The 24,495-nt window shown below is 70.4% G+C and carries 19 protein-coding genes; 9 read left to right on the top strand and 10 right to left on the bottom strand.

Translation table 11 applies throughout. From position 1 onward, the window contains the following. Positions 1-30: 30 nt before the first annotated feature. On the bottom strand, positions 31-2,103 hold the full coding sequence (pta, locus tag ABZ441_RS01035; RefSeq protein ID WP_358966436.1) for a phosphate acetyltransferase: 2,073 nt from the start codon (positions 2,101-2,103) through the stop codon (positions 31-33). Between the two features lie 241 nt (positions 2,104-2,344). Between pta and ABZ441_RS01040 the strand changes: the two genes are divergently transcribed. After that, a complete protein-coding gene (locus tag ABZ441_RS01040; protein ID WP_205022410.1) occupies positions 2,345-3,370 on the top strand; it encodes an ATP-dependent 6-phosphofructokinase in 1,026 nt (341 codons plus the stop codon). Between the two features lie 99 nt (positions 3,371-3,469). On the opposite strand, the gene ABZ441_RS01045 is transcribed toward ABZ441_RS01040, so the two are convergent. The 3 genes from ABZ441_RS01045 to ABZ441_RS01055 form a co-directional block, all read right to left on the bottom strand. After that, positions 3,470-4,093, bottom strand: a complete 624-nt coding sequence (locus tag ABZ441_RS01045; RefSeq protein WP_358966768.1) for a helix-turn-helix transcriptional regulator — start codon at positions 4,091-4,093, stop codon at positions 3,470-3,472. Between the two features lie 166 nt (positions 4,094-4,259). After that, positions 4,260-4,934, bottom strand: a complete 675-nt coding sequence (locus tag ABZ441_RS01050) for a response regulator (protein WP_358966439.1) — start codon at positions 4,932-4,934, stop codon at positions 4,260-4,262. Next, entirely contained in the window at positions 4,931-6,589 is a 1,659-nt protein-coding gene (locus tag ABZ441_RS01055; protein WP_358966443.1) for a sensor histidine kinase, read from the bottom strand. The genes ABZ441_RS01050 and ABZ441_RS01055 overlap by 4 nt, the downstream gene beginning before the upstream one ends. 154 nt (positions 6,590-6,743) lie before the next feature. Here ABZ441_RS01055 and ABZ441_RS01060 point away from each other — a divergent pair, with 154 nt between their 5' ends. From ABZ441_RS01060 to trxA, 3 genes are all read left to right on the top strand, one after another. After that, a complete protein-coding gene (locus ABZ441_RS01060; RefSeq protein WP_358966446.1) occupies positions 6,744-8,108 on the top strand; it encodes a cation:dicarboxylase symporter family transporter in 1,365 nt (454 codons plus the stop codon). Between the two features lie 350 nt (positions 8,109-8,458). Then, on the top strand, positions 8,459-8,875 hold the full coding sequence (locus ABZ441_RS01065) for a MerR family transcriptional regulator (protein ID WP_358966449.1): 417 nt from the start codon (positions 8,459-8,461) through the stop codon (positions 8,873-8,875). Continuing rightward, on the top strand, positions 8,872-9,216 hold the full coding sequence (gene trxA / locus ABZ441_RS01070) for a thioredoxin (protein ID WP_358966451.1): 345 nt from the start codon (positions 8,872-8,874) through the stop codon (positions 9,214-9,216). Before ABZ441_RS01065 ends, trxA begins: the two co-directional genes overlap by 4 nt. An 11-nt stretch (positions 9,217-9,227) precedes the next feature. Here the strand turns inward: trxA and ABZ441_RS01075 are convergent, their stop codons facing one another. Then, complete coding sequence (locus ABZ441_RS01075; RefSeq protein ID WP_358966454.1) at positions 9,228-9,680, bottom strand: PIN domain-containing protein; 453 nt, start codon at positions 9,678-9,680, stop codon at positions 9,228-9,230. Beyond that, positions 9,673-9,945, bottom strand: a complete 273-nt coding sequence (locus ABZ441_RS01080) for a type II toxin-antitoxin system prevent-host-death family antitoxin (RefSeq protein WP_358966456.1) — start codon at positions 9,943-9,945, stop codon at positions 9,673-9,675. The genes ABZ441_RS01075 and ABZ441_RS01080 overlap by 8 nt, the downstream gene beginning before the upstream one ends. Before the next feature lie 644 nt (positions 9,946-10,589). Here ABZ441_RS01080 and ABZ441_RS01085 point away from each other — a divergent pair. From ABZ441_RS01085 to ABZ441_RS01105, 5 genes are all read left to right on the top strand, one after another. Beyond that, positions 10,590-11,579 carry a MarR family transcriptional regulator gene (locus ABZ441_RS01085; protein ID WP_358966459.1) on the top strand — a complete coding sequence of 330 codons (990 nt, stop codon included), beginning with the start codon at positions 10,590-10,592 and terminating at the stop codon, positions 11,577-11,579. Positions 11,580-11,697: 118 nt separating this feature from the next. Beyond that, entirely contained in the window at positions 11,698-12,168 is a 471-nt protein-coding gene (locus ABZ441_RS01090) for a hypothetical protein (protein ID WP_358966462.1), read from the top strand. Positions 12,169-12,589: 421 nt separating this feature from the next. Beyond that, entirely contained in the window at positions 12,590-12,952 is a 363-nt protein-coding gene (locus ABZ441_RS01095; RefSeq protein WP_358966465.1) for a hypothetical protein, read from the top strand. A 104-nt stretch (positions 12,953-13,056) separates the two neighbouring features. Then, positions 13,057-13,749, top strand: coding sequence for an ABC transporter ATP-binding protein (locus ABZ441_RS01100; protein WP_358966468.1), 693 nt, complete (start codon positions 13,057-13,059; stop codon positions 13,747-13,749). Beyond that, positions 13,749-15,989, top strand: a complete 2,241-nt coding sequence (locus ABZ441_RS01105) for a hypothetical protein (protein ID WP_358966471.1) — start codon at positions 13,749-13,751, stop codon at positions 15,987-15,989. Before ABZ441_RS01100 ends, ABZ441_RS01105 begins: the two co-directional genes overlap by 1 nt. 87 nt (positions 15,990-16,076) lie before the next feature. On the opposite strand, the gene glgB is transcribed toward ABZ441_RS01105, so the two are convergent. The 4 genes from glgB to ABZ441_RS01125 form a co-directional block, all read right to left on the bottom strand. After that, positions 16,077-18,500 carry a 1,4-alpha-glucan branching enzyme gene (glgB, locus tag ABZ441_RS01110; protein ID WP_358966474.1) on the bottom strand — a complete coding sequence of 808 codons (2,424 nt, stop codon included), beginning with the start codon at positions 18,498-18,500 and terminating at the stop codon, positions 16,077-16,079. Between the two features lie 41 nt (positions 18,501-18,541). Next, positions 18,542-19,981: a maltokinase gene (locus ABZ441_RS01115; protein WP_358966476.1), complete on the bottom strand. Its 1,440-nt coding sequence runs from the start codon at positions 19,979-19,981 to the stop codon at positions 18,542-18,544. Between the two features lie 229 nt (positions 19,982-20,210). Next, positions 20,211-21,938 carry a maltose alpha-D-glucosyltransferase gene (gene treS / locus ABZ441_RS01120; RefSeq protein WP_358966478.1) on the bottom strand — a complete coding sequence of 576 codons (1,728 nt, stop codon included), beginning with the start codon at positions 21,936-21,938 and terminating at the stop codon, positions 20,211-20,213. After that, positions 21,935-24,031, bottom strand: a complete 2,097-nt coding sequence (locus tag ABZ441_RS01125; protein WP_358966481.1) for an alpha-1,4-glucan--maltose-1-phosphate maltosyltransferase — start codon at positions 24,029-24,031, stop codon at positions 21,935-21,937. The genes treS and ABZ441_RS01125 overlap by 4 nt, the downstream gene beginning before the upstream one ends. Positions 24,032-24,495: the final 464 nt, after the last annotated feature.

Below are 24,495 nucleotides of genomic sequence, written 5' to 3' on the forward strand. Positions count from 1 at the left end.
CCTCACTGGTCGGGTCGGTGGTCATGGCGGTCATTCCCCGCCCTGCGCCTGGATCGCGGTGATGGCCACCGTGTTGACGATGTCCTGCACCAGCGCGCCGCGGGACAGGTCGTTGACCGGCTTGCGCAGTCCCTGCAGGACCGGGCCGACCGCGACCGCGCCCGCCGAGCGCTGGACCGCCTTGTAGGTGTTGTTGCCGGTGTTGAGGTCGGGGAAGATCAGCACGGTCGCCCGGCCCGCCACCTCCGAGGCCGGCAGCTTGGTCGCGGCGACGGACGGCTCGACCGCCGCGTCGTACTGGATCGGGCCCTCGATGCTCAGGTCCGGCCGTGAGGCGCGTACCCGCTCCGTCGCCTCCCGCACCTTGTCGACGTCGGCGCCCGAGCCCGAGGTGCCCGTCGAGTACGAGAGCATCGCGATCCGCGGGTCCACACCGAAGCGGGCGGCGGTGACCGCCGACTGCACCGCGATGTCCGCCAGCTGCTCCGCGTCCGGGTCCGGGTTCACCGCACAGTCGCCGTAGACCAGGACCTTGTCGGCGAGGCACATGAAGAACACCGAGGAGACGATCGAGGCCTCGGGCTTGGTCTTGATGATCTCGAACGCCGGCCGGATCGTCGCCGCCGTGGAGTGGACCGAGCCGGAGACCATGCCGTCGGCCAGGCCCTCCTGGACCATCAGCGTGCCGAAGTAGTTGACGTCCGAGACGACGTCGTACGCCAGCTCCACCGTCACCCCGCGGTGTGCGCGCAGTACGGCGTACCGCTCGGCGAAGCGCTGGCGCAGCTCGGAGGTCTGCGGATCCACGATCTGGGTCTCGGCGAGGTCGATGCCCAGGTCGGCCGCCTTCTTGCGGATGACGTCGGTGTCCCCGAGCAGGGTCAGGTCGCAGACGTCGCGGCGGAGCAGCACGTCGGCCGCGCGCAGGACGCGCTCCTCGGTGCCTTCGGGCAGGACGACCCGTCGCCGGACGGAGCGGGCCTGTTCCAGGAGTTCGTGCTCGAACATCATCGGGGTGACCCGGCCGCTGCGGGCCACGGAGATCCGCTCCAGCAGGGCGCCGGTGTCCACGTGACGCTCGAAGAGACCGAGTGCGGTCTCCGCCTTGCGGGGCGTCGCCGCATTCAACTTGCCCTCAAGGGCGAAGAGTTCGGCCGCCGTGGGGAAGGAGCCGCCGGTCACCGCGACGACCGGGGTGCCCGGTGCGAGGCGGGCCGCCAGCCGCAGTATCTCCTCGCCGGGGCGCTCGTTCAGGGTCAGCAGGACGCCCGCGATGGGCGGTGTGCCGGCGCTGTGCGCGGCGAGCGAACCGACGACCAGGTCGGCACGGTCGCCGGGGGTGACGACCATGCAGCCGGGGGTCAGGGCCTTCAGGAGGTTCGGCAGCATGGCGCCGCCGAACACGAAGTCCAGCGCGTCCCTGGCCAGACCGGAGTCGTCGCCGAGCAGAACCGTTCCGCCCAGCGCGGTGGTGATCTGGGCGACGGTGGGCGCGGAGAGCGCCGGGTCGTCGGGCAGTACGGAACAGAGCACCGGGAGCTGCGCGCCCAGCCGCTCGGCGATGTCGGAGCGGTCCGCGGACGCCACCCGGTTGACGACCATCGCCAGGACGTCGCAGCCGAGACCGGCGTAGGCCCGGTACGCGTTGCGCGTCTCGGCCCGGACGGACCCGGCGTCCTGGCCCTTGCCGCCGACCACCGCGATCACCGAGGCGCCGAACTCGTTGGCGAGCCTCGCGTTCAGGGCGAGCTCGTCGGGGAGCTGGGTGGCGGCGAAGTCACTGCCGAGGACCAGCACCACCTCGTAGTCCCGGGCCACCCGGTGGAACCGCTCGACGAGCAGGGAGACCAGCTCGTCGGTGCCCTTCTCCGCCTGGACGGCGGAGGCCTCCTGGTAGTCCAGGCCGAAGACCGTCTCCGCGCTCTGCGAGAGCCGGTAGCGGGCCCGCAGCAGCTCGAACAGCCGGTCGGGTCCGTCATGGACCAGAGGCCGGAAGACGCCGACCCGGTCCACCTGACGCGTCAGTAGCTCCATGACTCCCAGATCGACGACCTGGCGGCCGTCTCCCCGGTCGATCCCGGTCACGTACACGCTGCGCGCCACGCGTGGTCTCCCGTCCTGTTTGGCTTGTATTGCCCCTTTGACGATACCTACCGGGGCAGGTGGGCCGCCCACCGGGCACCGTGCCCCGGCGGGGGCCGCCGGGCACTCCGATCGGGCCCCGCCGAGTGGCCGCGAGCGCCGGGGTCCGGCCGGGCGTGGGACAATCGTCGTGGCTCACGGTACGGGGGTTTCTCGACGGTCCCCGGAATCCATGGCACTAGGGAGCAGGAGACAGAGCAGGATGCGCATCGGAATTCTCACCGCAGGCGGCGACTGCCCAGGTCTGAACGCTGTGATCCGGTCGGTCGTGCACCGCGCCGTGGTGGGCCACGGCGACGAGGTCATCGGCTTCGAGGACGGCTTCAAGGGTCTGCTCGACGGCCACTTCCGGCCCCTCGACCTGAACGCGGTCAGCGGCATCCTGGCCCGCGGCGGCACGATCCTCGGCTCGGCGCGGCTGGAGCGCGACCGGCTGCGCGAGGCCGCCGAGAACTGCGCGGAACTCTCACTCCGTTACGGCATCGACGCGCTGATCCCGATCGGCGGCGAAGGCACCCTCACCGCGGCCCGCATGCTGTCCGACGCCGGCATGCCCGTCGTCGGCGTCCCGAAGACCATCGACAACGACATCTCCGCCACCGACCGCACCTTCGGCTTCGACACCGCCGTGGGCGTCGCGACCGAGGCCATAGACCGGCTGAAGACCACCGCCGAGTCGCACCAGCGGGTCATGGTCGTCGAGGTCATGGGCCGCCACGCGGGCTGGATCGCGCTGGAGTCCGGCATGGCCGGCGGTGCCCACGGCATCTGCCTGCCGGAGCGGCCCTTCCAGATCGACGACCTGGTCAAGATGGTCGAGGAACGCTTCGCGCGGGGCAAGAAGTTCGCCGTCATCTGCGTGGCCGAGGGGGCGCACCCGGCCGAGGGCTCCATGCCGTACGCCAAGGGAGAGATCGACCAGTTCGGGCACGAGCGCTTCCAGGGCATCGGCAACCGGCTCGCCGCCGAGCTGGAGCTGCGCCTGGGCAAGGAGGCCCGGCCGGTCATCCTGGGCCATGTGCAGCGCGGCGGCACGCCGACCGCCTACGACCGGGTGCTCGCGACGCGCTTCGGGTGGAACGCCGTGGAGGCCGTGCACCGCGGTGACTTCGGCCGGATGACGTCGCTGCGCGGCACCGAGATCGTGATGGCCCCGCTGGCGGACGCCGTGACCCGCCTGAAGACGGTTCCCAGCGACCGGATGTACGAGGCCGAGTCGGTCTTCTGAGCCGGCCCGAACCTACGCGCGGCCCCTGCCGTCCTTCGCGGACGTCGGGGGCCGCTGCCGTCCCTCGTCGACCTCGGGGACCGCTGCCGTCCGCCTCGCTCAGATCCCGGCCGTGCGCCAGAACTCCTGGACCACCCGGTCCAGGAACTCCCGCCCCGCCTCGCCCGCCGTCCCCGCCCGGTCCCGCCCCGTGGTGTTCCAGCTCAGCGTCGACACCATCAGGGCCTGGTAGTCGGTGTGCAGCTGCTCCAGCACGTCCTGGACCAGGACGCGGTCCAGCGGCACGAGCTTGTCCACCGGTTTGACGTACGCCTGCCAACGGGTCGTGACCGCCTTGGCCAGCAGGTCCGCCAGCTCCTCGTTGCGGCCGGTCGCGGTCAGGAACTGCGCCGCCGACATGTCCAGCGCGTCGCAGAGCGCCACCGCCTGGCGCTCGTTGCCGCGCCAGCGGCCGGACTCCTCGATCCGCTGGTACGCGGCGCCCGTCATCCCGAGCGAGCGTGCCAGTTCGTCCACCGCGATGTCCCGGGAAAGCCGGTGCTCGCGCAAGGTGCTCGCGACGGCCAGCAGTTCGCCCGGCGCGCACCACAGCACACCGGCCAGCGCCATCAGTTCGCGCTCACCGGGAAGAGCCGTGCCGCGTTCCCAGGCCATCACCGTCTCGGCCGTGATCCGCAGTCCGTACTGGGCGCCGAGCCCGTACGCAACATGTCCGGGAGCCATTCCCAGGGCCTCGCGGAGTCGGCGCGCGGCGGGGGCGTTGAAGGGCGGGGTGGGGTGCACGGCCCCACCGTAGAAGCCCGGGAACGCCCTGGCTACAGGCTGTTCCTCACAGTTGACCCTTCGTACGATCCTCCTAGGAAGGGCCCTCTCCCGGTGGCGGGCACCATCAGCGTGTTTCAGCCACCCAGTGGTAATGCAGCTCGGGCCGGCCGACCTGACCGTAGCTCGGCCGCCGCACCGCCCGGCCCCCCGTCACCAGGTGCTCCAGATAGCGTCGGGCGGTGATCCGGGAGATGCCCAGCTCCTCACCGGCGCCCGCCGCCGTCACCCCCTCCGGCGCCTCCCTCAGAGCCCGTGTCACCGCCTCCAGCGTCGGGCCGCTCAGCCCCTTCGGCAGCGTGGCCGGGTCGGCGACCCGAAGCGCGCCCAGCGCCCGGTCCACCTCCTCCTGGCCGCTCGCCTCACCGGCGGCCCCCCGGAATTCGGCGTACCGCACGAGCCGGTCCCTCAGCGTGGGATACGTGAACGGCTTCAGCACGTACTGCACCACTCCGAGCGACACGCCTTCCCGCACCACCGTCAGATCGCGCGCCGACGTCACCGCGATGACGTCCGCGCCGTGCCCCGCCGCCCGGAGCGAGCGCAGCAGCTGCAGACCGTGTCCGTCGGGCAGGTAGAGGTCGAGCAGCAGCAGGTCGACCTCCGTCCGCTCCAGCGCCCGTACCGCCTCCGCCCTGGAGTGGGCGACGGCCGCGACCTCGAAGCCCGGCACCCGGCCCACGTACAGCTGATGGGCGTCCGCGGCCACCGGATCGTCCTCCACGACCAGCACCCTGATCACGGTGCGGCCACCTCCGTCCTCGCCGTACGGCCGGCCGCGGGCAGCCGCACCGTGAACTCCGCCCCGCCGCCCGCGGCCCGGCCCAGCGTCACAGTCCCGCCGTTGCGGTGGACCGCCTGCCGCACGAGCGCCAGGCCGAGGCCGCGCCCCGTGCCGTGGGTCGTCCAGCCGCGCCGGAACACCTCGTCCGCGTCGGCCGGGCCGATCCCGGCACCGGTGTCCGCCACCCGCAGCAGCAGCTCACCGGACTCCGTCCGCGCGGTCACCGTGACCAGGGCCCGTGCCGAGGTCCGCTGCGCGGGCGGGGACCCGTCCGCTTCGCCCGTCACCGGCTCCGAGGCGGCGTCCGCCGCGTTGTCGATCAGGTTGCCGAGGATGGTCACCAGGTCGCGCGGCGCCAGGGAGTGCGGCAGGGCCCCGTCGTCGATCCGGCTGTCCTCGGTGAGCACCAGTTCCACGCCGCGCTCGTTGGCCTGCGCCGCCTTGCCGAGCAGTAGCGCGGCGAGCACCGGCTCGGCGACCGCGTCCACGACCCGGTCGGTGAGCACCTGGGCCAGCTCCAGCTCCGCCGTCGCGAAGTCCACCGCCTCCTCGACCCGGCCCAGCTCGATCAGCGACACCACGGTGTGCAGCCGGTTCGCCGCCTCGTGCGCCTGTGAGCGCAGCGCCTGGGTGAAGCCGCGCTCCGAGTCGAGCTCACCGGAGAGCGCCTGCAGCTCCGTGTGGTCCCGCAGCGTCACGACCGTGCCGCGCCGTTCGCCACCGACCACCGGGCTGGTGTTGACGACGATGACCCGGTCCGACGTCAGGTGGACCTCGTCCACCCGCGGCTCGGAGGCCAGGAGCGCCCCCGTCAGCGATGCCGGCAGCGCGAGCTCGTCGACCCGGCGCCCGACCGCCCCCGGCGCCAGCCCCAGCAGCTCCCGGCCCGCGTCGTTGATCAGGGCGACCCGGCGCTGCCCGTCCAGCATGAGCAGCCCCTCGCGGACCGCGTGCAGCGTGGCCTCGTGATAGGTGTGCATCCGGCTCAGCTCGCCCGCGTTCATCCCGTGCGTGTGCCGCCGCAGCCGCGCGTTGATCACGTACGTCCCCAGCCCGCCCAGCGCCAGGGCGGCCCCCGCCGCCGTCCCCAGGGCGCCGAGCTGCTCACGTACCTGGGTGGACACCCGCTCGACGGTGATGCCCGCGCTGACCAGGCCGACGATCCTGTCCCCGTCCCGCACGGGGGTGACGACCCGTATCGAGGGGCCGAGCGTGCCTGTGTAGGTCTCCTCGAACGTCTCGCCGAGCAGGGCGCGCTCGGTGTGCCCGATGAAGCTCCGGCCGATCTGGCCGGGGTCGGGATGGGTCCAGCGGACCCCGTCCGGATTCATGATGGTCACGAAGGCGATCCCGGTGTCCTCGCGGACCTGCTCCGCGTACGGCTGGAGTACGGCGGACGGGTCCGGGGTACGGATGGCCTCCCGCACCGACGGCGATCCGGCCATGGCGAGGGCGGCGGCCCTCACCTGACGGGCCGCGGTCTCCTCTGCCTGGGACCGCCCGGAGGCGTAGGCGAAGAAGGCACACCCGGCCACGACCGCCGCCACGAGCAGGGCCTGCATCGCGAACAGCTGGCCGGCCAGGCTGCGGGGGAGGGTTCGGGGCAGGCGCATGCTCCCCAGTCTGCCTGGCGGGGAGACCCGGCCCAAGGTGGCTCGAAAGCATCTGTGAACTATATGAACGCAAGGGTGACGGCCGTCACAGGGAAGTGAATAGTCACCGGGGCCCCCAGGGACGGGGAGCCGCCGTATACCCGAGGAGACCCCCGTGGCAGAGAAAGCCGCACGACGGGACCGCACCCACTATCTCTACATTGCCGTGATCGCCGCCGTGGTGCTTGGCATCACGGTGGGCCTGGTGGTTCCCGACTTCGCCGTGGAGCTGAAGCCGATCGGCACAGGCTTCGTCAACCTCATCAAGATGATGATCTCGCCGATCATCTTCTGCACCATCGTGCTGGGGGTCGGCTCCGTACGGAAGGCCGCCAAGGTCGGCGCCGTCGGCGGCCTGGCCCTCGGCTACTTCCTGGTGATGTCGACCGTTGCCCTGGCGATCGGCCTGGTCGTCGGCAACCTGCTGGAGCCCGGCTCCAGCCTCCACCTCACCGACGCGGCCCGCGCCGCGGGCGAGGCGCAGGCGGGTGACAGCGAGTCCACCGTCGAGTTCCTGCTCGGCATCATCCCCACCACCATGGTGTCGTCCTTCACCGAGGGCGAGGTCCTGCAGACCCTGCTGATCGCCCTCCTCGCGGGCTTCGCGCTGCAGGCCATGGGCTCGGCCGGTGAGCCGATCCTGCGCGGCATCGGGCACATCCAGCGCCTCGTCTTCCGCATCCTCGCCATGATCATGTGGGCGGCCCCGGTCGGCGCGTTCGGCGCGATGGCGGCGGTGGTCGGCGAGACCGGCGTGGACGCGCTGAAGTCCCTCGCGATCATCATGATCGGCTTCTACGTCACCTGTGCGCTCTTCGTGTTCCTGATCCTCGGTGCGATCCTGCGTCTGGTGGCCGGGGTCAACATCTTCACCCTGCTGAAGTACCTGGGCCGTGAGTTCCTGCTGATCCTCTCCACCTCCTCGTCCGAGTCGGCCCTGCCGCGGCTGATCGCGAAGATGGAGCACATGGGCGTCAGCAAGCCCGTCGTCGGCATCACCGTGCCGACCGGCTACTCCTTCAACCTCGACGGCACCGCGATCTACCTCACGATGGCCTCACTGTTCATCGCGAACGCCACCGGCGACCCGCTGACCATCGGTGAGCAGATCTCCCTGCTGGTCTTCATGGTGATCGCCTCGAAGGGCGCTGCGGGCGTCACCGGCGCCGGTCTGGCCACCCTCGCGGGCGGCCTGCAGTCGCACCGCCCGGAACTGGTCGACGGAGTCGGCCTGATCGTCGGCATCGACCGCTTCATGAGCGAGGCCCGCGCCCTGACGAACTTCGCGGGCAACGCGGTCGCCACGGTGCTGGTCGGCACCTGGACCAAGGAGATCGACCGGGAGCGGGTGGACCAGGTCCTCTCCGGCGCCCTCCCGTTCGACGAGCAGACGATGACGGACGACGCCCACGGCGGCGAGCCGCACGTCCCGGACGCCCGGGAGGACGGCGAGGAGAAGCCCTCCCTCGCGAAGGTCTAGGGAAACAGGCAGGTGAGTGCGGCCGGTACGGGAACCCCCGTACCGGCCGCGTTCGTCATGGCAGACTGCCGTTCCACTGTGAGCACACGAGTGCGACACGCGTTCCCTACCCGTGCTGCCGAGGAGCGGGATGCACGGGAATCTGGCGGAGACCGCCCAAGCCGCTCTGACTGCCGCGTGCGCGCCGGGCGCAGGCTTGGACGCGGCCCTGCCTGCGCCCCGCCTCGGGGGCGACACCACCGTCGTCGTCGCCGACACGTGCGTACGGGGCGCTCTCGGCTTCGTCCCGCCGGACGCGGTGCCGCGTCCTGACTTGCCTTGACGCCGACGTCAAGGATTACGGTCGCTGTATGCGAATCGGGGAACTGGCCGAACGCGCCGGTACGACGACACGGACGCTGCGGTACTACGAGTCACGGGGCCTCCTGCACGCGCGCCGCGCGGAGAACGGCTATCGGACGTACGACGAGGACGACCTGCGGCAGATCCAGCAGATCCGGACCCTTCAGGACTTCGGATTCGACCTGGAGGAGACCCGTCCCTTCGTCGACTGCCTGCGCGCCGGCCACCCGGCGGGCGACGCCTGCCCGGCGTCACTGGCTGTCTACCGGCGCAAGATCAGTGAACTGGACTCGCTCATCGGACAGTTGCGGGGAGTCCGGGCGGAGGTGGGCGCGCAACTGGCCCGCGCCGAACTGGAGGCTTCGGCCGAACTGCCCGGAGGCCCCGAACCACGGTGCGAACTGAACTGGGAGGACGAGAAGTGATCCATGCGGATGGTGTCGCCGAGGTGACGGACGCGACGTTCGACGCGGAGGTCCTGAGAGGAGGTGTTCCGGTGCTGGTCGAGTTCACGGCCGACTGGTGCGGTCCGTGCCGCCAGCTCGCCCCGGTGCTGAGCGCCATCGCGAAGGAGGAGGCCGGCCGGGTCAAGGTGGTGCAGATCGACGTGGACCACAACCCGGGTATCACCAGCCGTTACGCCGTGCTGTCGATGCCGACCCTGATGGTGTTCCAGGACGGCGAACCGGTGAAGTCGATGGTGGGCGCCCGCCCGAAGCGCCGCCTGCTCCAGGAGCTTGAGGACGTGCTCCCGGCGGCGGTCTGACGGCCGTGCGCTCACAGGTCGCCAGGCAGCAGCCGGAAAGCCGGATGGCCGGTGAGCGGACGCATTATCGGGAAGTGGCGGTCGGAGGTGAAGAGGTCTGCGGTCTGGAAAGCTGCGGCGAGCACCACGTTCATCGCGTCGGCCAGCCCGACCCCTCGGCCGTTGTCGGCATCCTCGTATCCCCGCATGACTGCCATGGCGCCGCGCAGGTGCGGGGTCACTTCAGGGACTTCGAAGCGCCTGGCCTCCACTTGGCCCGCGACGAAGTCGAGTGCGTTCATGGAGGCGCGGGCGCCGACCCGTGAGGTGAGCAGATAGTCCAGTTCGGTGAGGACCATCGGCGACACCACGAGGTGCCCCACGGAGGCGAGCGCGTCCCTGTGCGCCGGATGGCCGGGGTCCTTGGGAGTGAACAGCCGGTACAGGGCGTTTGTGTCGGCGATCGCGACCGGACTGTCAGTCATCGATCGCGCCCATACCCATCAGCGTCGCGTCGATCTCGTCGTCGGTGAGTGCTGGGCCGCCCAGATCGGGAAGATCCAGTCGGCCCATCGGGTCGGTGCGGAAGGGATAGGAGAGCCGGCCCAGGCGGGACCCCCGGGGAACGATGTCCCCTATGGGCACGCCGTCCTTGGTGATGGTCACCGTCTCGCCGGCCTGGACACGGGCCATGACGCGCGAGGTCTGTTGGTTCAGCTCGCGAAGCGGGACTTCCCTGTTGTCGCCCATGACGTGAGTGTACTACTTGTTCTACACCGCAGCCCGGCGTCGACTCCGGGCCCAGGCGGCGGACGGACGGCGCCCTGTCCCGGGCAGATCGCCGACCGGTACGTGCTGCCTGCCGCTCGGACCTCCCTCGGCGTGCTTCAGGTTGTCGGCGACGAATCCGTCAGTCACCTGCTCGTTGCGCTCGGGATCTCCGTGGTCGTGACCGCCGGTGCTCTCGCGACGCGTTACGGGCGGCTGGCGCTCTCATCGCTGCGCGGAGGCGGCAGGCCGTAGCCCTCTCCGAAGCTCAGGTCTCGGAACCCGGGTCTCGGGGCCCGAGGTTCGAGCATCGGATGAGGTCCCGTCACCCATTCGTGGGTATGCGCGAGGCTTCGGGCCCGGCGCTTGAGCTTCGGGATTCGGGGGCCGGGGTCCGGGGGCCGGGATTCGAGCGATGTTGTTCATTCGGCAGGTAAGTAAAGGGGTTTGGGGAAACCGATCCACCCTCCCTACCCCGTCACGGCCAGCAAGTATGACTAATCGTGACCGGCTTGCGGCGCAGAGTCGCGGGTGCTTACGGTGCCCACAACGAAATGACCCCGGCACGGTGTTGGACGCACCAGCCGGGGTCTGACCCAAGATCGAGCACCCAGAAGGACGATCTCGTGGCTACCCAGCACCTTAGCTCCGCCCCTTCCGCGCCCGCACCCTCGCGCTCGTACCGCCAGGCCCGCACCGGCTACGGCAAGCGCTCCGTACGGGATCAACCTCCGGCCCAGGCAGCCGACTTCGCCTTCCTCCCCGAGCGTGAGCGGTACGTCGCCGGGTACGTCGACCACCTTCCCGAGGGTGCGGCCATGGACATCAAGTCGCTCGCCAAGGACCTGCCGCTGTACGGCCAGATGGCCATCGGCACCGCCCTGCGCGCACTCGCGGTCGCCGGGCATCTCCGTCACGTACGCTGCCGCGTCGAGACGCTCGGCCAGAGCCGCTGGGTGACGCGCACCTACTGGTCCCGCCGCGCCCGCGACAACGAGTGGTGGGCCTCCCACCTGGCCGGGGAGACGTCCGGGGCCGCAGACGCTCCTGTCGCTCCGCCGACGCCCACGCCGCAGGAGACGCCCGCCACCCCCGCCGTACCGCAGCAGAGGACGTCCGCCGCCCCGACCCCCGACAGCGCCGCTCCCTCGCCCGCGTATCTCGCCCTGGCCCGGGTCGGCCGTATCGAGCCCCGACTCGCCCTGTCCGCCGGGGACTGCACGGCGTTGGAGCAGCTTGCCTCCGAGTGGTTCGCCCGTGGGGTGGACGCCGATTACCTCACGCAGGCCCTCACCTCGGGGATCCCGTCGCTGATCGGCTCGCCCGTCGGCTTCGTACGCCGCCGCCTCACCGACAAGCTCCCGCCCTGCCTGCCCGCTGTCGCCCCCGCCGCTGGACCTGCCGCGTCAGCCGTACGCCGCCCGCTTCGGGTGGAGTGCGCCGAATGCGGCCGCCCCGGTCCGGCCGAAGCCCTTCCGGACGGCCTCTGCCGCCCCTGCCGCGCCGGTACCCAGGCCGGAACGACCGCCCTGGTGGAGGCAGCGGCCGAACTGCCGGGCGAGCGCGATATCCACGCGCTGGTGGGCAGTATGCGCAACCTGATGCGAGCACCCTGACCGCGCCTCCGCGTCGACAGTCCTGCGCCCCGGCCGAGCCCGCAGGGGCGCCTGTCGGTGTGCCTGGCTAGGCTTTCCGTGCCCGGAGCCTGTCGAGGCGCCGGGGGATACACCGATCATGGGGGAAGCAATGCGCAGGACACTCACCGCGACGGCCTTCGTGCTGGCGGCCGCCCTGCTGACGGGCTGCGGGGGTGGCGAGGAGACGCAGGCCGACGAGCGCAAGGGGCAAGGCGCCAATGCCCCGGAATCCGCGAAGCCGGAGGACACCGGCGAAGGCACGGCCGAAGAGGGTGAAGCGCACGAGGTGACGATCAAGGTCGAGGGGACGGGGAAGAGCAACGTCATGTACACCCTCGACGACTCGGACTTCACCGAGGTGGAGCTGCCGTGGACGAAGACGGCCACCATCGCCCCACGGGGAGCGGAGAGCAAGGTCGGCCGGCTGGTGATCGTCACCCCCGGCAACACGACCACCGCCGACGGCAGGCTGGTCTCGGCAGGATGCTCGATCACCGTCGACGGCAGAAAGGTCGTCGAGTTCAAGGGCGGCGAGAAGGGCAAGCCCTGCTCGTACAAGCTCAAGTAGGGTCGGTGGCGGACGTGGTGACGCCCTCTTGGGGCGAGCAAATGGTGTACGTGAGGGTGGCGACCCTTGTACCGGTCCGCAACCGAGCGACTTGGCGGACTGCTCTGGGGCGGGCTTGAGTGGGCTGCCGGTCGGTCACGTTCCCCGGAGGAAGCGCGCTTCCGCGCGAGCAGCCGGGCGCTCGAGTGCGGGATGAGTGGGCGCGTCGGGGGTGGTGCCCTTTCCTGCCCCATGGGTCATGTGGATCTGTGTGCTGTAGAAGTCGCGATCGAACGGGACGAGTTGAGGGCAACGTCCCCTTGTGTCCCGGCCGGACCCGGAGGCGCGTGATTCGCTTGTGAAGAGAAGTCGGATGTTGATCAAGTCCCCGCTAGCATGTGGCCTTCGACGCCCATCAACCTTTCAAAAGGGGACAGTTCTCATGACCAAGCGAAGAATTGCAGTGGCCATGTCTGCACTTGGAGTCATCGTGCTTGTCGGAGCTGCACCGGCTCTCGCTTACCAGACGGCGACCCTCTCCGGCACAGGGCAGGCTCGCGTGTACGACAATTCTACGTCGAGCGCCAAGGTGGGTGCCTGGGACAGCACTTCGGACTCCAACCCGGTTTACAGCTCGTACTATCGGTCGGCGAGCTCCGGCACCTTGCGGAACGTGTGGAACAAGCAAGGCAGCGGCACCGAGGCGTACTCGGGCACCGGAAGCTGGGTCATCAAGGCGAAGATCTGCGAATCCCAGATAGCCCAGCCGGATGACTGCTCTGTATACGTGGCCATGAGCCACTGACAAACGTGTGCTGACTGGATCCGCCGCGGCGGGGTCCTGTCAGATCTACTCAGTCCGTGATCCGGTCACGTGCTGATGACCGACCGGCTGAGAGAGACCGTGTGATGCAAGTGAACTCCGTGCTCGACGTGCGGGACCTCCACTATTCTGTAGCCGGGAGAGCTCTGCTCGACGGGGTGGACCTCACTCTTCCTGCCGGTCGGTCGCTGGCCGTCACCGGGCCCAGCGGGACGGGCAAGAGCACGCTGCTCAACTGTCTGCTGGGGTTGATCCGGTACGACCGAGGTGAAGTCCGCATAGCCGGCAAGGACCTGGCCGCGCTCAAGCCGCGCAATCTGGCCCGGCACCGGCGGGACACCATTGGCATGGTGTTCCAGTTCGGCGAGCTGTTGCCCGAGCTCACGCCCGTGGAGAATGTCGCGATGGCCGCGCTCCTGGCCGGGGTGAAACGGGCCGAAGCCTTCGGCCGTGCGCGTCAGCTGCTCACCGACCTCGGCGTACCGGTGGAGGGAACTCCGACCGCGGAGCTGTCCGGCGGGGAGAGGCAGCGGGCGGCCGTGGCCCGAGCCCTTGTGAACCGGCCCGCTCTGCTCCTGGCCGACGAGCCCACGGGGTCGTTGGACACGCGGAATCGTGAGGCGGTGGCCGAGTTGTTGTTCTCCCTTCCCGAGCGGTGGGGGTGCGCGGTGCTGGTCGTGACGCACGACGAGTCCGTCGCTGGCCGCGCCGACAGCCGGTTCGCTCTCCACGAAGGGCGACTCGTCGCCCAGGCGGCATCCTTCCCGCGAGGGGCCTGATGAGAGCCGGGAGGTCGCTCAGCAGCCAGCTGCTGCGGATGGGGCGCGCCGCCGGAATCGGCTCGTCCGACGGGCGTATCCGCTTCGTGGCCCTGACGATCGCCACGGCCGTGCTGGCCGTGACCTTCGTATCAGTGGCCGCCACCTGGGCCACGTATGAGAAGAGGACGGAACGCGGGGCGGCCCGCACGCCTGTGCTGCGTCTGCACGAGGGCCAGACTCCGGACGAGGCGCCTCTGCGGCTGCAGATGTACCTGGACGACGTTCACGACCGGCAGGTCGAGGTCGTCTTCGTCGAGCCCGTGCGCCCTGACGCTCCGCTGCCGCCGGGTATGTCCCGCTGGCCTGGCGCGGGCGAGGCGGTGTTGTCCCCTTCTCTCGCCGCCGACGGGGTCGGTGACCGGTACGGGCGCGTCGTGGGGAGCATCGCTCCGGAAGGGCTGGCGAGTCCTGGCGAGCGTTACGCCTATGCGCGGCCGGCGGACGGATCACTCACCGTCGAACATGCCATGCTCGCCACCGGCTTCGGCTCCCCGGACGCGGGCGGCTTCGGTGACCTGGCCACGGTGCGCCCCTTCTCCGTCTTCCTCAGCCTCCTGATCGCCATGCTCGGCCTGCCCGCCGGTCTGTTCGCCGTGGTGGCCACCCGGTTGGGGGCCGCAGGCCGTGACCGGCGTACCGCGCTCCTCGGCGCGCTCGGCGGTTCACGTCGGCAACTGGCTTTGCTGAGCACGGGGGAGGCAGCTCCGGCTCTGCTGCTCGGTGTCGCGCTGACCGCTACCGCCCTGGGGGCGGTTCTGGTCACAGATATGAGGATTCCGTTCGTCGGCTATGTGCTGGCCGCTTCCGACATGCGTGCCCACGCCTGGCAGTTGGTCGGCGCATTGATCGCAGCACCCCTGATACTGGCAGCCCTGAACATTCTGATGCATCGATGGACAGGGCCCGGCCGGTCCACCAGACCACGCGCCGCGAGCCGGGGGCGGCTGGTGAAGGTCGGAGCCGGGCTGTGCCCCGTGTTCCTCGGAATACTGAGTTGGTCACCCACGGCGTTCGCGACACAAGGAGCCACCCAGACCGTCGTACTCGTGTCTCTGCTCGGCACGGTCGGAGCCTTGGCCACCCTGCCCGCGGCCATCGCACTGCTGCTGTCCGCCGCCGGCCGGGGTGTGACCGCGTTCGGACGCCGTCGTGGGCTGGCGGGGACGCTGCTCGCGGGCCGATGGACGCAAGGGCGCCCCGGCTACCTCTCACGGCTCGTCGCGGGCGTGGTCATCGCTGTGGGGCTGCTGAGCGTGGTGCAGGTGTATCCGAGCATGCACAGTGCCTCCGTCCAGGGGGCGCTGGCGATGCGGGAACGTTTCGGACACAGCATTCTCACCGTCCAGGTACCGCACGGTGCCGAGGGCAGGACCGGCCCGTGGTCCGAAAGACTGCCGTCCGGCGCCGAGGTGGCGGTGGTCGACTCGACGCTCGGTCTGGCGAACGGGGCGGGCGAGGTGAGGGAGGGGCCGAACGGCCCCGTCGAGGTCCGGCAGGAGGTCACGGTCCGCGGAGACTGCAGCGCCCTGCGGGGCCTGGGCCTGAAGTGTCCGGCCGGCAGGAGCACAGGAGCCGCCCCGCTCTCGGAATCCACGCCCGCCCTCCGCGCTCTGCTGCCGGCTTCCGTTGCACAGGTCGGCGTGAGCCGCGGTCCCCTTGCCGCCCGTCAGGGAAACGTGCTCATCGTGTACTCCCCACAGGGGGAGGCCCTCCCGCTGGGACGGCTCAAGCAGGAGGCCCTTGCCGCACTGGGCCCCGGGGCCCTCGTCGAGAGTGTGGGCCAGGGATGGATCGGAGGGGCGGCCCTGCTCTCCTCCCAGCTGCGCTGGGTGACGCTTCTGGGTATCGCGGGGGTGGGGCTCGTGGCGTTGGCCGCCGCGTTGAACTGCCTCGCCGAGGTCCTCCGCTTCGCCGGTTCCATCGCACCGGTGTCCGTGGTGACCGGCAGTCGGCGGGTGTACGTGACCGTGGCCCTCTGGACCCTCGCAGCGCCCCTGTGTGCCGCGGCCGCACTGGGTGCGGTCAGCGCGGTTTGGGTGACCCTTCCCTACACGACACCGCCGAGGAACGGGGTGCTGCCACCTCAGATGCTGAGCGCCACGGTGGCTGTGGTGTGCGCTCTGGCGGTGTCGGTCGCAGCTCTGGCCGCCCTGAGTGCCGTACGGGAATCCAGGCGCTGGCGCCCCCGGCACGACTGAGCAGGCAGAGGGCGGCGCACCGGCACCGGCGAGGGGCGGCGCACCTGGACCTCCAGGTGCGCCGCCCCTCTTCCGTGCCCCGTCAGCTCAGGCCGGCCGCAGCCAGACCGTCGCCAGTGGCGGGAGCGTCAGCGTGATGCTGGTGTCCCTGCCGTGGGCCGCCACCGCCTCCGGCTTCAGCGGCTCCTCGTTGCGCACGTCACCGCCGCCGTAGCGCTCCGCATCCGTGTTGATGACCTCCACCCACGCTTGCGGCCCGTCCGGTACGCCGATGCGGTAGTCCTGTCGCACCACGGGGGAGAAGTGGGAGACGGCGATCAGCGGTGAGCCGTCCGCGTCGTACCGCACGAACGAGAACGCGTTGTCCTCCGCCGCACCGCCGTCGATCCAGTCGAAGCCCCCGGGGTCGGTGTCCCGCTGCCAGAGCGCGGGCAGCGCGTTGTAGACCCCGTTGAGGTCGGTGACCAGGTTGCGTACGCCCCGGTGGTCGCCGGAGGCCTCGTACGTTTCGTCGAGCAGCCACCAGTCCGGGCCGTGGCCCTCGGACCACTCGGCCCCCTGCGCGAACTCCTGGCCCATGAAGAGGAGTTGTTTGCCGGGATGCGCCCACATGAAGCCCAGGTAGGCCCGGTGGTTCGCGCGCCGCTGCCACCAGTCGCCCGGCATCTTGCTGACCAGGGCCTGCTTGCCGTGCACCACCTCGTCGTGCGAGATCGGCAGCACGTAGTTCTCGCTGTACGCGTACACCATCGAGAAGGTCATCTCGTTGTGGTGGTACTTGCGGTGGACGGGCTCCTTGGACATGTACACCAGGGAGTCGTGCATCCAGCCCATGTTCCACTTCAGGCCGAAGCCGAGGCCGCCGGAGTCCGTGGCGCGGGTGACGCCGTCCCAGGCCGTGGACTCCTCGGCCATCGTGACGACACCGGGGTTGCGCCGGTAGACCGTCGCGTTCATCTCCTGGAGGAAGGCCACCGCGTCCAGGTTCTCCCGGCCCCCGAACTCGTTCGGCGACCACTGGCCGTCCTCGCGCGAGTAGTCGAGGTAGAGCATCGAGGCGACGGCGTCGACCCGCAGCCCGTCGATGTGGAACTCCTCGCACCAGTACGTGGCGTTGGAGACCAGGAAGTTGCGGACCTCCTTGCGGCCGTAGTCGAACTCCAGGGTTCCCCAGTCCGGGTGCGCCGCCCGGTTCGGGTCGGAGTGCTCGTACAGCGGGCGGCCGTCGAACTCGGCGAGCGCCCAGTCGTCGCGGGGGAAGTGCGCCGGCACCCAGTCCATGAGGACGCCGATCCCCGCCGCGTGCAGCGCGTCGACGAGGAAGCGGAAGTCGTCGGGTGTGCCCATGCGGGACGTCGGCGCGTAGAAACCGGTGACCTGGTAGCCCCAGGAGCCGCCGAAGGGGTGCTCCGAGACCGGCATCAACTCCACGTGGGTGAAGCTGAGTTCCCGTACGTAGGCGGGGAGCTGGGAGGCGAGCTGGCGGTAGCTGAGGCCCGGCCGCCAGGACGGCAGGTGGACCTCGTAGACGGAGAACGGGGCCTCGTGGACCGGGCGGTCGCCCCGGTGGCTCATCCAGTCCTCGTCCTGCCACTCGTGGTGCGACGCGGTGACCACCGAGGCGGTCGCCGGAGGCACCTCGGTGCTGCGGGCCATCGGGTCGGCGCGCAGGGTGTGCGAGCCGTCGGGCCTGCTGATGTCGTACTTGTAGACGGCGCCCTCACCGACGCCGGGGAGGAACAGTTCCCACACGCCGGTGGAGCCGAGCGAGCGCATGGGGGAGGCCGTGCCGTCCCAGTAGTCGAAGTCGCCCGCCACGCGGACCCCGCGCGCGTTCGGCGCCCACACGGTGAACCGGGTGCCCGCGACACCCTGGTGCTCCATCGGCTGGGAGCCGAGCGCCTTCCACAGCTCCTCGTGCCGGCCCTCGCCGATCAGATGCAGGTCGAGTTCGCCGATGGCCGGCAGGAAGCGGTACGGGTCCTCGACCTCGATCGTGTTGTCGTCGTAGCCGACCCGCAGCCGGTACTCCTCAGGCACGGCCGGCAGCGGCAGGACCCCGGAGAAGAAGCCGTCGCCGTCGCTCTGCAGTTCGGCCTGCTTGCCCTTGACCACCACCGCGACGGAGCGCGCGTGCGGGCGCAGCGTCCGGAAGAGCACACCGCCCGAGGCCGGGTGCGCGCCCAGGACACCGTGCGGGTCGTGGTGCTCACCGGCGAGCAGCCGCCCCCGGTCCGCGTCGTCCAGGGCGGTGGCGGGCAGCACGTTCCTGCTGCCCCCGCCGCGGCGCGGGCGGGGCGTGGAGCCGGCCGCCGCAGTGGAACGCTTGGCCCGGGTGCGCTTGGCGGGGGGTGGCGGGGCGGACTCGGCAGGTGCCTCCACGTCCGCGGCGGCGGTGACGGGAGCGGTGGCGGGCGGCGCGGCGGCGGTGACCTCCGTGGCCACCGGCTTTGCCGTGGGCGGGACCTCGATGGGTTCGGACGGCTTGCGGGACGGCTTGCGGGCGGTCACGGAGACAGCCTCCTCGGGAGGTGAGTGGTGGGAAGCGGAGGTCACGCGGGCGTGGCGGCCAGGCGCTGGATGGCGGCCATCGGGACGGGCAGCCAGTCGGGACGGTGCCGGGCCTCGTACAGGACCTCGTACACCGCCTTGTCGGTCTCGTGGGCACGCAGCAGTTCCGGTTGGGCCCGCGGGTCGGAGCCCGCCGCGCCGGCGTAGCCCTCGCAGTACGCGGCACGGCAGCGGGCCGCCCATTCGGGGTTCCACGGGTGGTGCGAGCGGGCCGCGTAGTCGAAGGACCGCAGCATCCCCGCGACGTCGCGCACCGTCGGCTGCGGGCTGCGGCGCTCGGGCAGCGGCTTGGCGGGCTCTCCCTCGAAGTCGATCAGCGACCAGAAGCCGTCCTCCCCCCGCAGGGTCTGGCCCAGGTGCAGATCGCCGTGCACGCGCTGGGCCGCCCAGCCGTGCCCCGTGTCCCCGAGCGCCGCGACGGCGTCGAAGGCGGTCCGCAGCCCGGGCACGTAGGGGACGAGTGCCGGGACCGCCTGGGCCGTCGCCTCCAGCCGCTCCACCATCCCGGCCACCAGGTCCCTGGTGCGGTCGTGGGCCAGGGAGGGCGTCGGCAGCGCGGCGGCGAGCGCCGTGTGCACCTCGGCCGTCGCCCTGCCGAGCGCGTGGGCCTCGGTGACGAAGTCCCGCCCCTCGGCCAGGGCGGCGAGCGCGAGTTGCCACCCGTCCTGCGCGCCGTGCAGGAAGGGCTGCAGCACGCCGAGCGTCAGCGGCTCCGGGCTCGTCGTCGCCTCGAACCACGCCACCGGTGCCGGGACCCGGCCGCAGCCCTCGCGGCCGAGCGCGAGCGGCAGTTCGAGATCGGGGTTGGTGCCGGGGAAGACCCTGCGGAAGATCTTCAGGATGAGTGCGTCCCCGTAGACGAGCGAGGAGTTGGACTGCTCGGTGTCCAGGAAGCGCGGGGTGAGACCGGGCGGGACGGGCTTCGCGCGGTCGAAGCGGAGTGGGCCGAGGGAACCGGGATCACGGAGCCGCTCCAGCAGGAGATCGGCGACGCGCGGGTCGTGCAGGCCCTCGTACAGGGTGCGGCCGGCCAGCGGTCCCTCGGTGACCAGGCCGATGCGCGCGCCGGCCAGCCGCTGGGGCAGTGCGGTGCGCACACCGAGCAGGAGCTGGTAGCAGTCGCCCTGCGACTGTGCGGGCCGTCCGCTCGGCTGGTGGACCCGGACGAGCAGATGCAGCAGCCCGGGACCCGTGCCCGTGGTGTCCAGGGGCAGTATCTCCGTCGCCGCGACGAGCGAGAATCCGGTGACGGGCTGCCCCTTGCCGGCGAACCACCGCTGCCGGGGAACCCACTCGTGGAGCAGCGGGGCGAGCGAGGGGAGCAGCGCCGTGGTGCCCGTGGCGCTCGAATGTCTTCTTGTCGTCTTTCTCGATGTTGTGTTCTTCGCCAGGGCGACTCGAGTGGATGCAGCCTCCGACATGGCATCGCGTCCTTTCCCCGGGCACACCACAGGATGCGAAGAGTGTCCCGGATTGCGGCAATGGCTGTCCGGCTGTGCGGGACGTGTCGGGTGAGGAAAGTCCGTACGGACGTGATCAGAGGGGCACATGAGCCCTCAGGAACCCCGAAGAGCTCGATATGGGGTCAGAGTGCCCCCTGCGGGGCGGCGGAAACCGCCCCGCAGGTGACGTCGGTCGGTCGATGTGCCGTCAGTTCGCGGGCAGTGGCGGGATGCCGGCCGGAGCGTCCTTCCGCATGCGGAACCAGTAGAAGCCGTGGCCGCCGAGAGTCAGCAGGTAGGGCCACTGGCCCACGGCGGGGAAGCGCACCCCGCCGATCAGTTCCACCGGATGGCGTCCGCTGAAGTCCCGTAGATCCAGCTCGGTCGGCTGTGCGAACCGCGAGAAGTTGTGGACGCACATCACGAGGTCGTCCTTGTACTCGCGGGTGAACGCGAGGACCGCCGGGTTGGACGAGGGGAGTTCGCTGTAGGAGCCGAGGCCGAACGCCGGGTTCTGCTTGCGGATCTCGATCATCCGGCGCGTCCAGTGGAGCAGCGACGACGGCGAGGCCATCGACGCCTCGACGTTGGTGACCTGGTAGCCGTAGACCGGGTCCATGATCGTGGGGAGGTAGAGCCGCCCCGGGTCGCTGGAGGAGAAACCGGCGTTGCGGTCGGGCGTCCACTGCATCGGGGTGCGTACGGCGTCGCGGTCGCCCAGCCAGATGTTGTCGCCCATCCCGATCTCGTCCCCGTAGTAGAGGATCGGGGAGCCAGGCAGGGACATCAGCAGGGCGGTGAACAGCTCGATCTGGTTGCGGTCGTTGTCCAGCAGTGGCGCGAGGCGCCGGCGGATGCCGATGTTGGCCCGCATCCGCGGATCCTTGGCGTACTCCGCGTACATGTAGTCGCGTTCCTCGTCCGTGACCATCTCGAGCGTGAGCTCGTCGTGGTTGCGCAGGAAGATGCCCCACTGGCAGCCCGACGGGATGGCCGGGGTCTTCGCCAGGATCTCCGACACCGGGTAGCGGCTCTCGCGCCGTACGGCCATGAAGATGCGGGGCATCACGGGGAAGTGGAACGCCATGTGGCACTCGTCGCCGCCGGCCGTGTAGTCGCCGAAGTAGTCGACGACGTCCTCCGGCCACTGGTTGGCCTCGGCCAGCAGGACCGTGTCCGGGTAGTTGGCGTCGATCTCCTTGCGGACCCGCTTGAGGAAGTCGTGGGTCTCGGGGAGGTTCTCGCAGTTGGTGCCCTCGCGCTGGTAGAGGTACGGCACGGCGTCGACGCGGAAGCCGTCGATGCCGAGGTCCAGCCAGAAGCGCAGGGCCGAGACGATCTCCTCCTGCACCGCCGGGTTCTCGTAGTTGAGATCGGGCTGGTGCGAGAAGAACCGGTGCCAGTAGTACTGCTTGCGGACCGGGTCGAAGGTCCAGTTGGACGTCTCCGTGTCGACGAAGATGATCCGCGCGTCCGGGAACTGCTTGTCGTCGTCGGCCCAGACGTAGTAGTCGCCGTACGGCCCGTCGGGATCGGTGCGGGACTGCTGGAACCAGTCGTGCTGGTCGCTCGTGTGGTTCATGACGAAGTCGATGATCACGCGCATGCCGCGCTGGTGCGAGGCGTCGACGAACTCCACGAAATCGGCGAGATCGCCGAATTCGGGCAGCACGGCGGTGTAGTCGGAGACGTCGTAACCACCGTCGCGGAGCGGTGACTTGAAGAAAGGCGGCAGCCAGAGGCAGTCGACGCCCAGCCACTGCAGGTAGTCGAGCTTGGCGGTGAGGCCCTTGAGGTCGCCCACGCCGTCCCCGTTGGAGTCCTGGAAGGACCGGACGAGTACTTCGTAGAAGACGGCGCGCTTGAACCAGTCGGGATCGCGGTCCTTGGCGGGAGTGTCCTCGAACAGGTCGTGGACAGGCTCATTGACGATCATGGTGTGGGTGACCCTCCGGTCGGCGGGGACGGTCGCAGGACCGCGATGTGCGCCGGTGTCACACCCGGCTCGAGACGCACGTAGAAGGTCCTGCCCCAGTGATAGGTGTCGCCGGTGAGCTCGTCGCGCACCGGCACGCTCTCGTGCCGGTCGAGGCCGAGACGCGGCATGTCCAACGAGACCGTGGCCTCCTGGGTGTGGTGAGGGTCGAGGTTGACGACCACCAGAACGATGTCCGAACCGGAGCGCTTGCTGTAGACGATCAGCGCCTCGTTGTCGACCGAGTGGAAGTGCACGTCGCGCAATTGCTGGAGTGCCGGATGGCGACGGCGGATCCGGTTGAGGGAGGTGATCAGGGGAGCGAGCGAGCGGCCCTCACGTTCCGCCGACTCCCATTCCCTGGGCCTGAGTTGGTACTTCTCGGAGTTCCGGTACTCCTCGCTCCCGGGATGCACCGGGGTGTTCTCGTACAGCTCGAAGCCCGCGTACACGCCCCAGGACGGGGACAGCGTCGCGGCCAGCACGGCCCGGGCCTCGAAGGCGGGGCGGCCGCCCTCCTGGAGGTAACCCGGAAGAATGTCGGGCGTGTTCACGAAGAAGTTGGGCCGCATGTACGAGGAACTCTCGCCCGAGAGCTCGGTCACGTACTCGGTGAGTTCCTGCTTCGTGTTACGCCAGGTGAAGTAGGTGTACGACTGCTGGAAGCCGACCGAGGCCAGCGTGCGCATCATCGCGGGCCGGGTGAATGCCTCCGCCAGGAAGATCACGTCCGGGTCGGTGCGGTTGACGTCGGCGATCACCTTCTCCCAGAAGACCACCGGCTTCGTGTGCGGATTGTCGACGCGGAAGATCCGTACGCCGTGCTCCATCCAGAAGCGCAGGATGCGGACGGTCTCGGCGACGATCCCGCTCAGGTCCTTGTCGAAGGCGATCGGATAGATGTCCTGGTACTTCTTGGGCGGGTTCTCGGCGTAGGCGATGGTCCCGTCCGGGCGGTGGTGGAACCACTCCGGATGCTCCGTCACCCAGGGGTGGTCAGGGGAGCACTGGAGCGCGAAGTCCAGTGCGATCTCCATCCGCAGGGCGCGGGCCGTCGACACGAAGTGGTCGAAGTCGTCGAGCGTGCCGAGATCGGGGTGGACGGCGTCGTGACCGCCTTCGGCCGAGCCGATCGCCCAGGGCACTCCCGGGTCGTCGGGGCCGGGGGTGAGGCTGTTGTCCGGGCCCTTGCGGTGGGCGGTCCCGATGGGGTGGATCGGTGGCAGGTACACGACGTCGAAGCCCATCGCGGCCACGGCCGGAAGCCGTTCCGCGGCGGTCCGGAAGGTGCCGCTGACCATCCTGGTGGTGGGCCCGGCGATGTCCGCCGTGACCGCCGGGCTCTTCTTCCGCGTGGCCGCCGACGTCTTGGCGGTCTTCGCGGCCCGCGGCTTCCGGGCGGGCTGAGGGGGAGCGGCCGGCTCCTCCCGCGCTCCCTCGGACCGTGGGAACAGCTCGTACCAGGAGCCGTACAGGGCACGCCGGCGCTCCACGGTCAGCGGCAGCGGACGGGACGCGGTGACCAACTCGCGCAGCGGATGGCGGCCCAGCGCCTCGTCCACCTCGGCGGCCAGCGCGGCCGCGAGCCGGGCGGCCGCCGGGCGCTGTGTGTCGCGCAGCGCGTCGACGGCGGTCAGCACGGCCTCGCGCCCGTCCTTCTTGGGTACGCCTTCGGCGGCGCGGGCGTACAGTTCGGCCCCCTCGTCGAGGACCAGGGCGGTGTCGATACCCGCCGGGATCTTGATCCGCGCGGCCGCGCGCCACGTGCTGACCGGATCACTCCACGCCTCGACGGTGTACGTCCAGCGGCCCTCGGACTCCGGGGTGACATCGGCCCCCCACCGGTCCGTGCCCGGGGCCAGCTCGCGCATCGGCGTCCAGGCGCCGGGCCGTCCGTGCGGGTCGCACAGGACGACGTTGGCGGCCACGGCGTCGTGGCCCTCGCGGAACACGGTGGCGCTGACCTCGAAGGTCTCGCCCGCGACGGCTTTGGCGGGCCGTCTGCCGCAGTCGACGAGCGGACGGACGTCCAGGACGGGAATGCGACCGATCATGGAATCACCTGGGGGTCGGAGCTCGGCATGCGGGGCGCGCGACGTGGGCGTGAAGGGCTGACCGCGCACGCCGCGATGGTGGGGGTGCGTCCTTTGTAGCTGCTCGGCTGTCGGCTGGCGGGCTGTGGGCATGGCCGCTCCTGTCCGCGTTCACTCGAATGGCACTCGAATGGCAGGTGCGCGGGCGGTTCGTGCTCGGACCGGGGCACCTGGGATGTGCAGCGCGGGGTGTTACCGGGGAAGCTTTCCCACCGATTTCGGGCGGCCAATCCCGACGGTGTGTCAACTCCTGGGGGCAACGGGTGCACGCGCTGTGGGCCGCGCGCCGGTCCCCCGGCCGTCACGCGGGCACCTCCGCAGCCTTCCCTGTGGTGCGGGGTGCCACAAGTCCGCGTGAGGTGAGGAAATCAGCCATATCGCCCGTGACAGATGGTAGGTAAATGGCGCATCTGGCCCATGGGGCG

The sequence above is a fragment of the Streptomyces sp. NPDC005752 genome, assembly GCF_040630715.1.
In the GTDB taxonomy this organism is placed as follows: domain Bacteria; phylum Actinomycetota; class Actinomycetes; order Streptomycetales; family Streptomycetaceae; genus Streptomyces.

Coding starts and splice junctions, on each gene's coding strand:
- ABZ441_RS01105 (WP_358966471.1), top strand. CDS start 13,749: ATGAGAGCCGGGAGGTCGCTCAGCAGCCAGCTGCTGCGGATGGGGCGC.
- ABZ441_RS01055 (WP_358966443.1), bottom strand. CDS start 6,589: ATGCGCCTGCCCCGAACCCTCCCCCGCAGCCTGGCCGGCCAGCTGTTC.
- ABZ441_RS01045 (WP_358966768.1), bottom strand. CDS start 4,093: ATGGCTCCCGGACATGTTGCGTACGGGCTCGGCGCCCAGTACGGACTG.
- ABZ441_RS01065 (WP_358966449.1), top strand. CDS start 8,459: ATGCGAATCGGGGAACTGGCCGAACGCGCCGGTACGACGACACGGACG.
- ABZ441_RS01115 (WP_358966476.1), bottom strand. CDS start 19,981: ATGTCGGAGGCTGCATCCACTCGAGTCGCCCTGGCGAAGAACACAACA.
- ABZ441_RS01125 (WP_358966481.1), bottom strand. CDS start 24,031: ATGATCGGTCGCATTCCCGTCCTGGACGTCCGTCCGCTCGTCGACTGC.
- ABZ441_RS01075 (WP_358966454.1), bottom strand. CDS start 9,680: ATGACTGACAGTCCGGTCGCGATCGCCGACACAAACGCCCTGTACCGG.
- ABZ441_RS01080 (WP_358966456.1), bottom strand. CDS start 9,945: ATGGGCGACAACAGGGAAGTCCCGCTTCGCGAGCTGAACCAACAGACC.
- ABZ441_RS01095 (WP_358966465.1), top strand. CDS start 12,590: ATGACCAAGCGAAGAATTGCAGTGGCCATGTCTGCACTTGGAGTCATC.
- ABZ441_RS01040 (WP_205022410.1), top strand. CDS start 2,345: ATGCGCATCGGAATTCTCACCGCAGGCGGCGACTGCCCAGGTCTGAAC.
- ABZ441_RS01100 (WP_358966468.1), top strand. CDS start 13,057: ATGCAAGTGAACTCCGTGCTCGACGTGCGGGACCTCCACTATTCTGTA.
- ABZ441_RS01090 (WP_358966462.1), top strand. CDS start 11,698: ATGGGGGAAGCAATGCGCAGGACACTCACCGCGACGGCCTTCGTGCTG.
- treS (WP_358966478.1), bottom strand. CDS start 21,938: ATGATCGTCAATGAGCCTGTCCACGACCTGTTCGAGGACACTCCCGCC.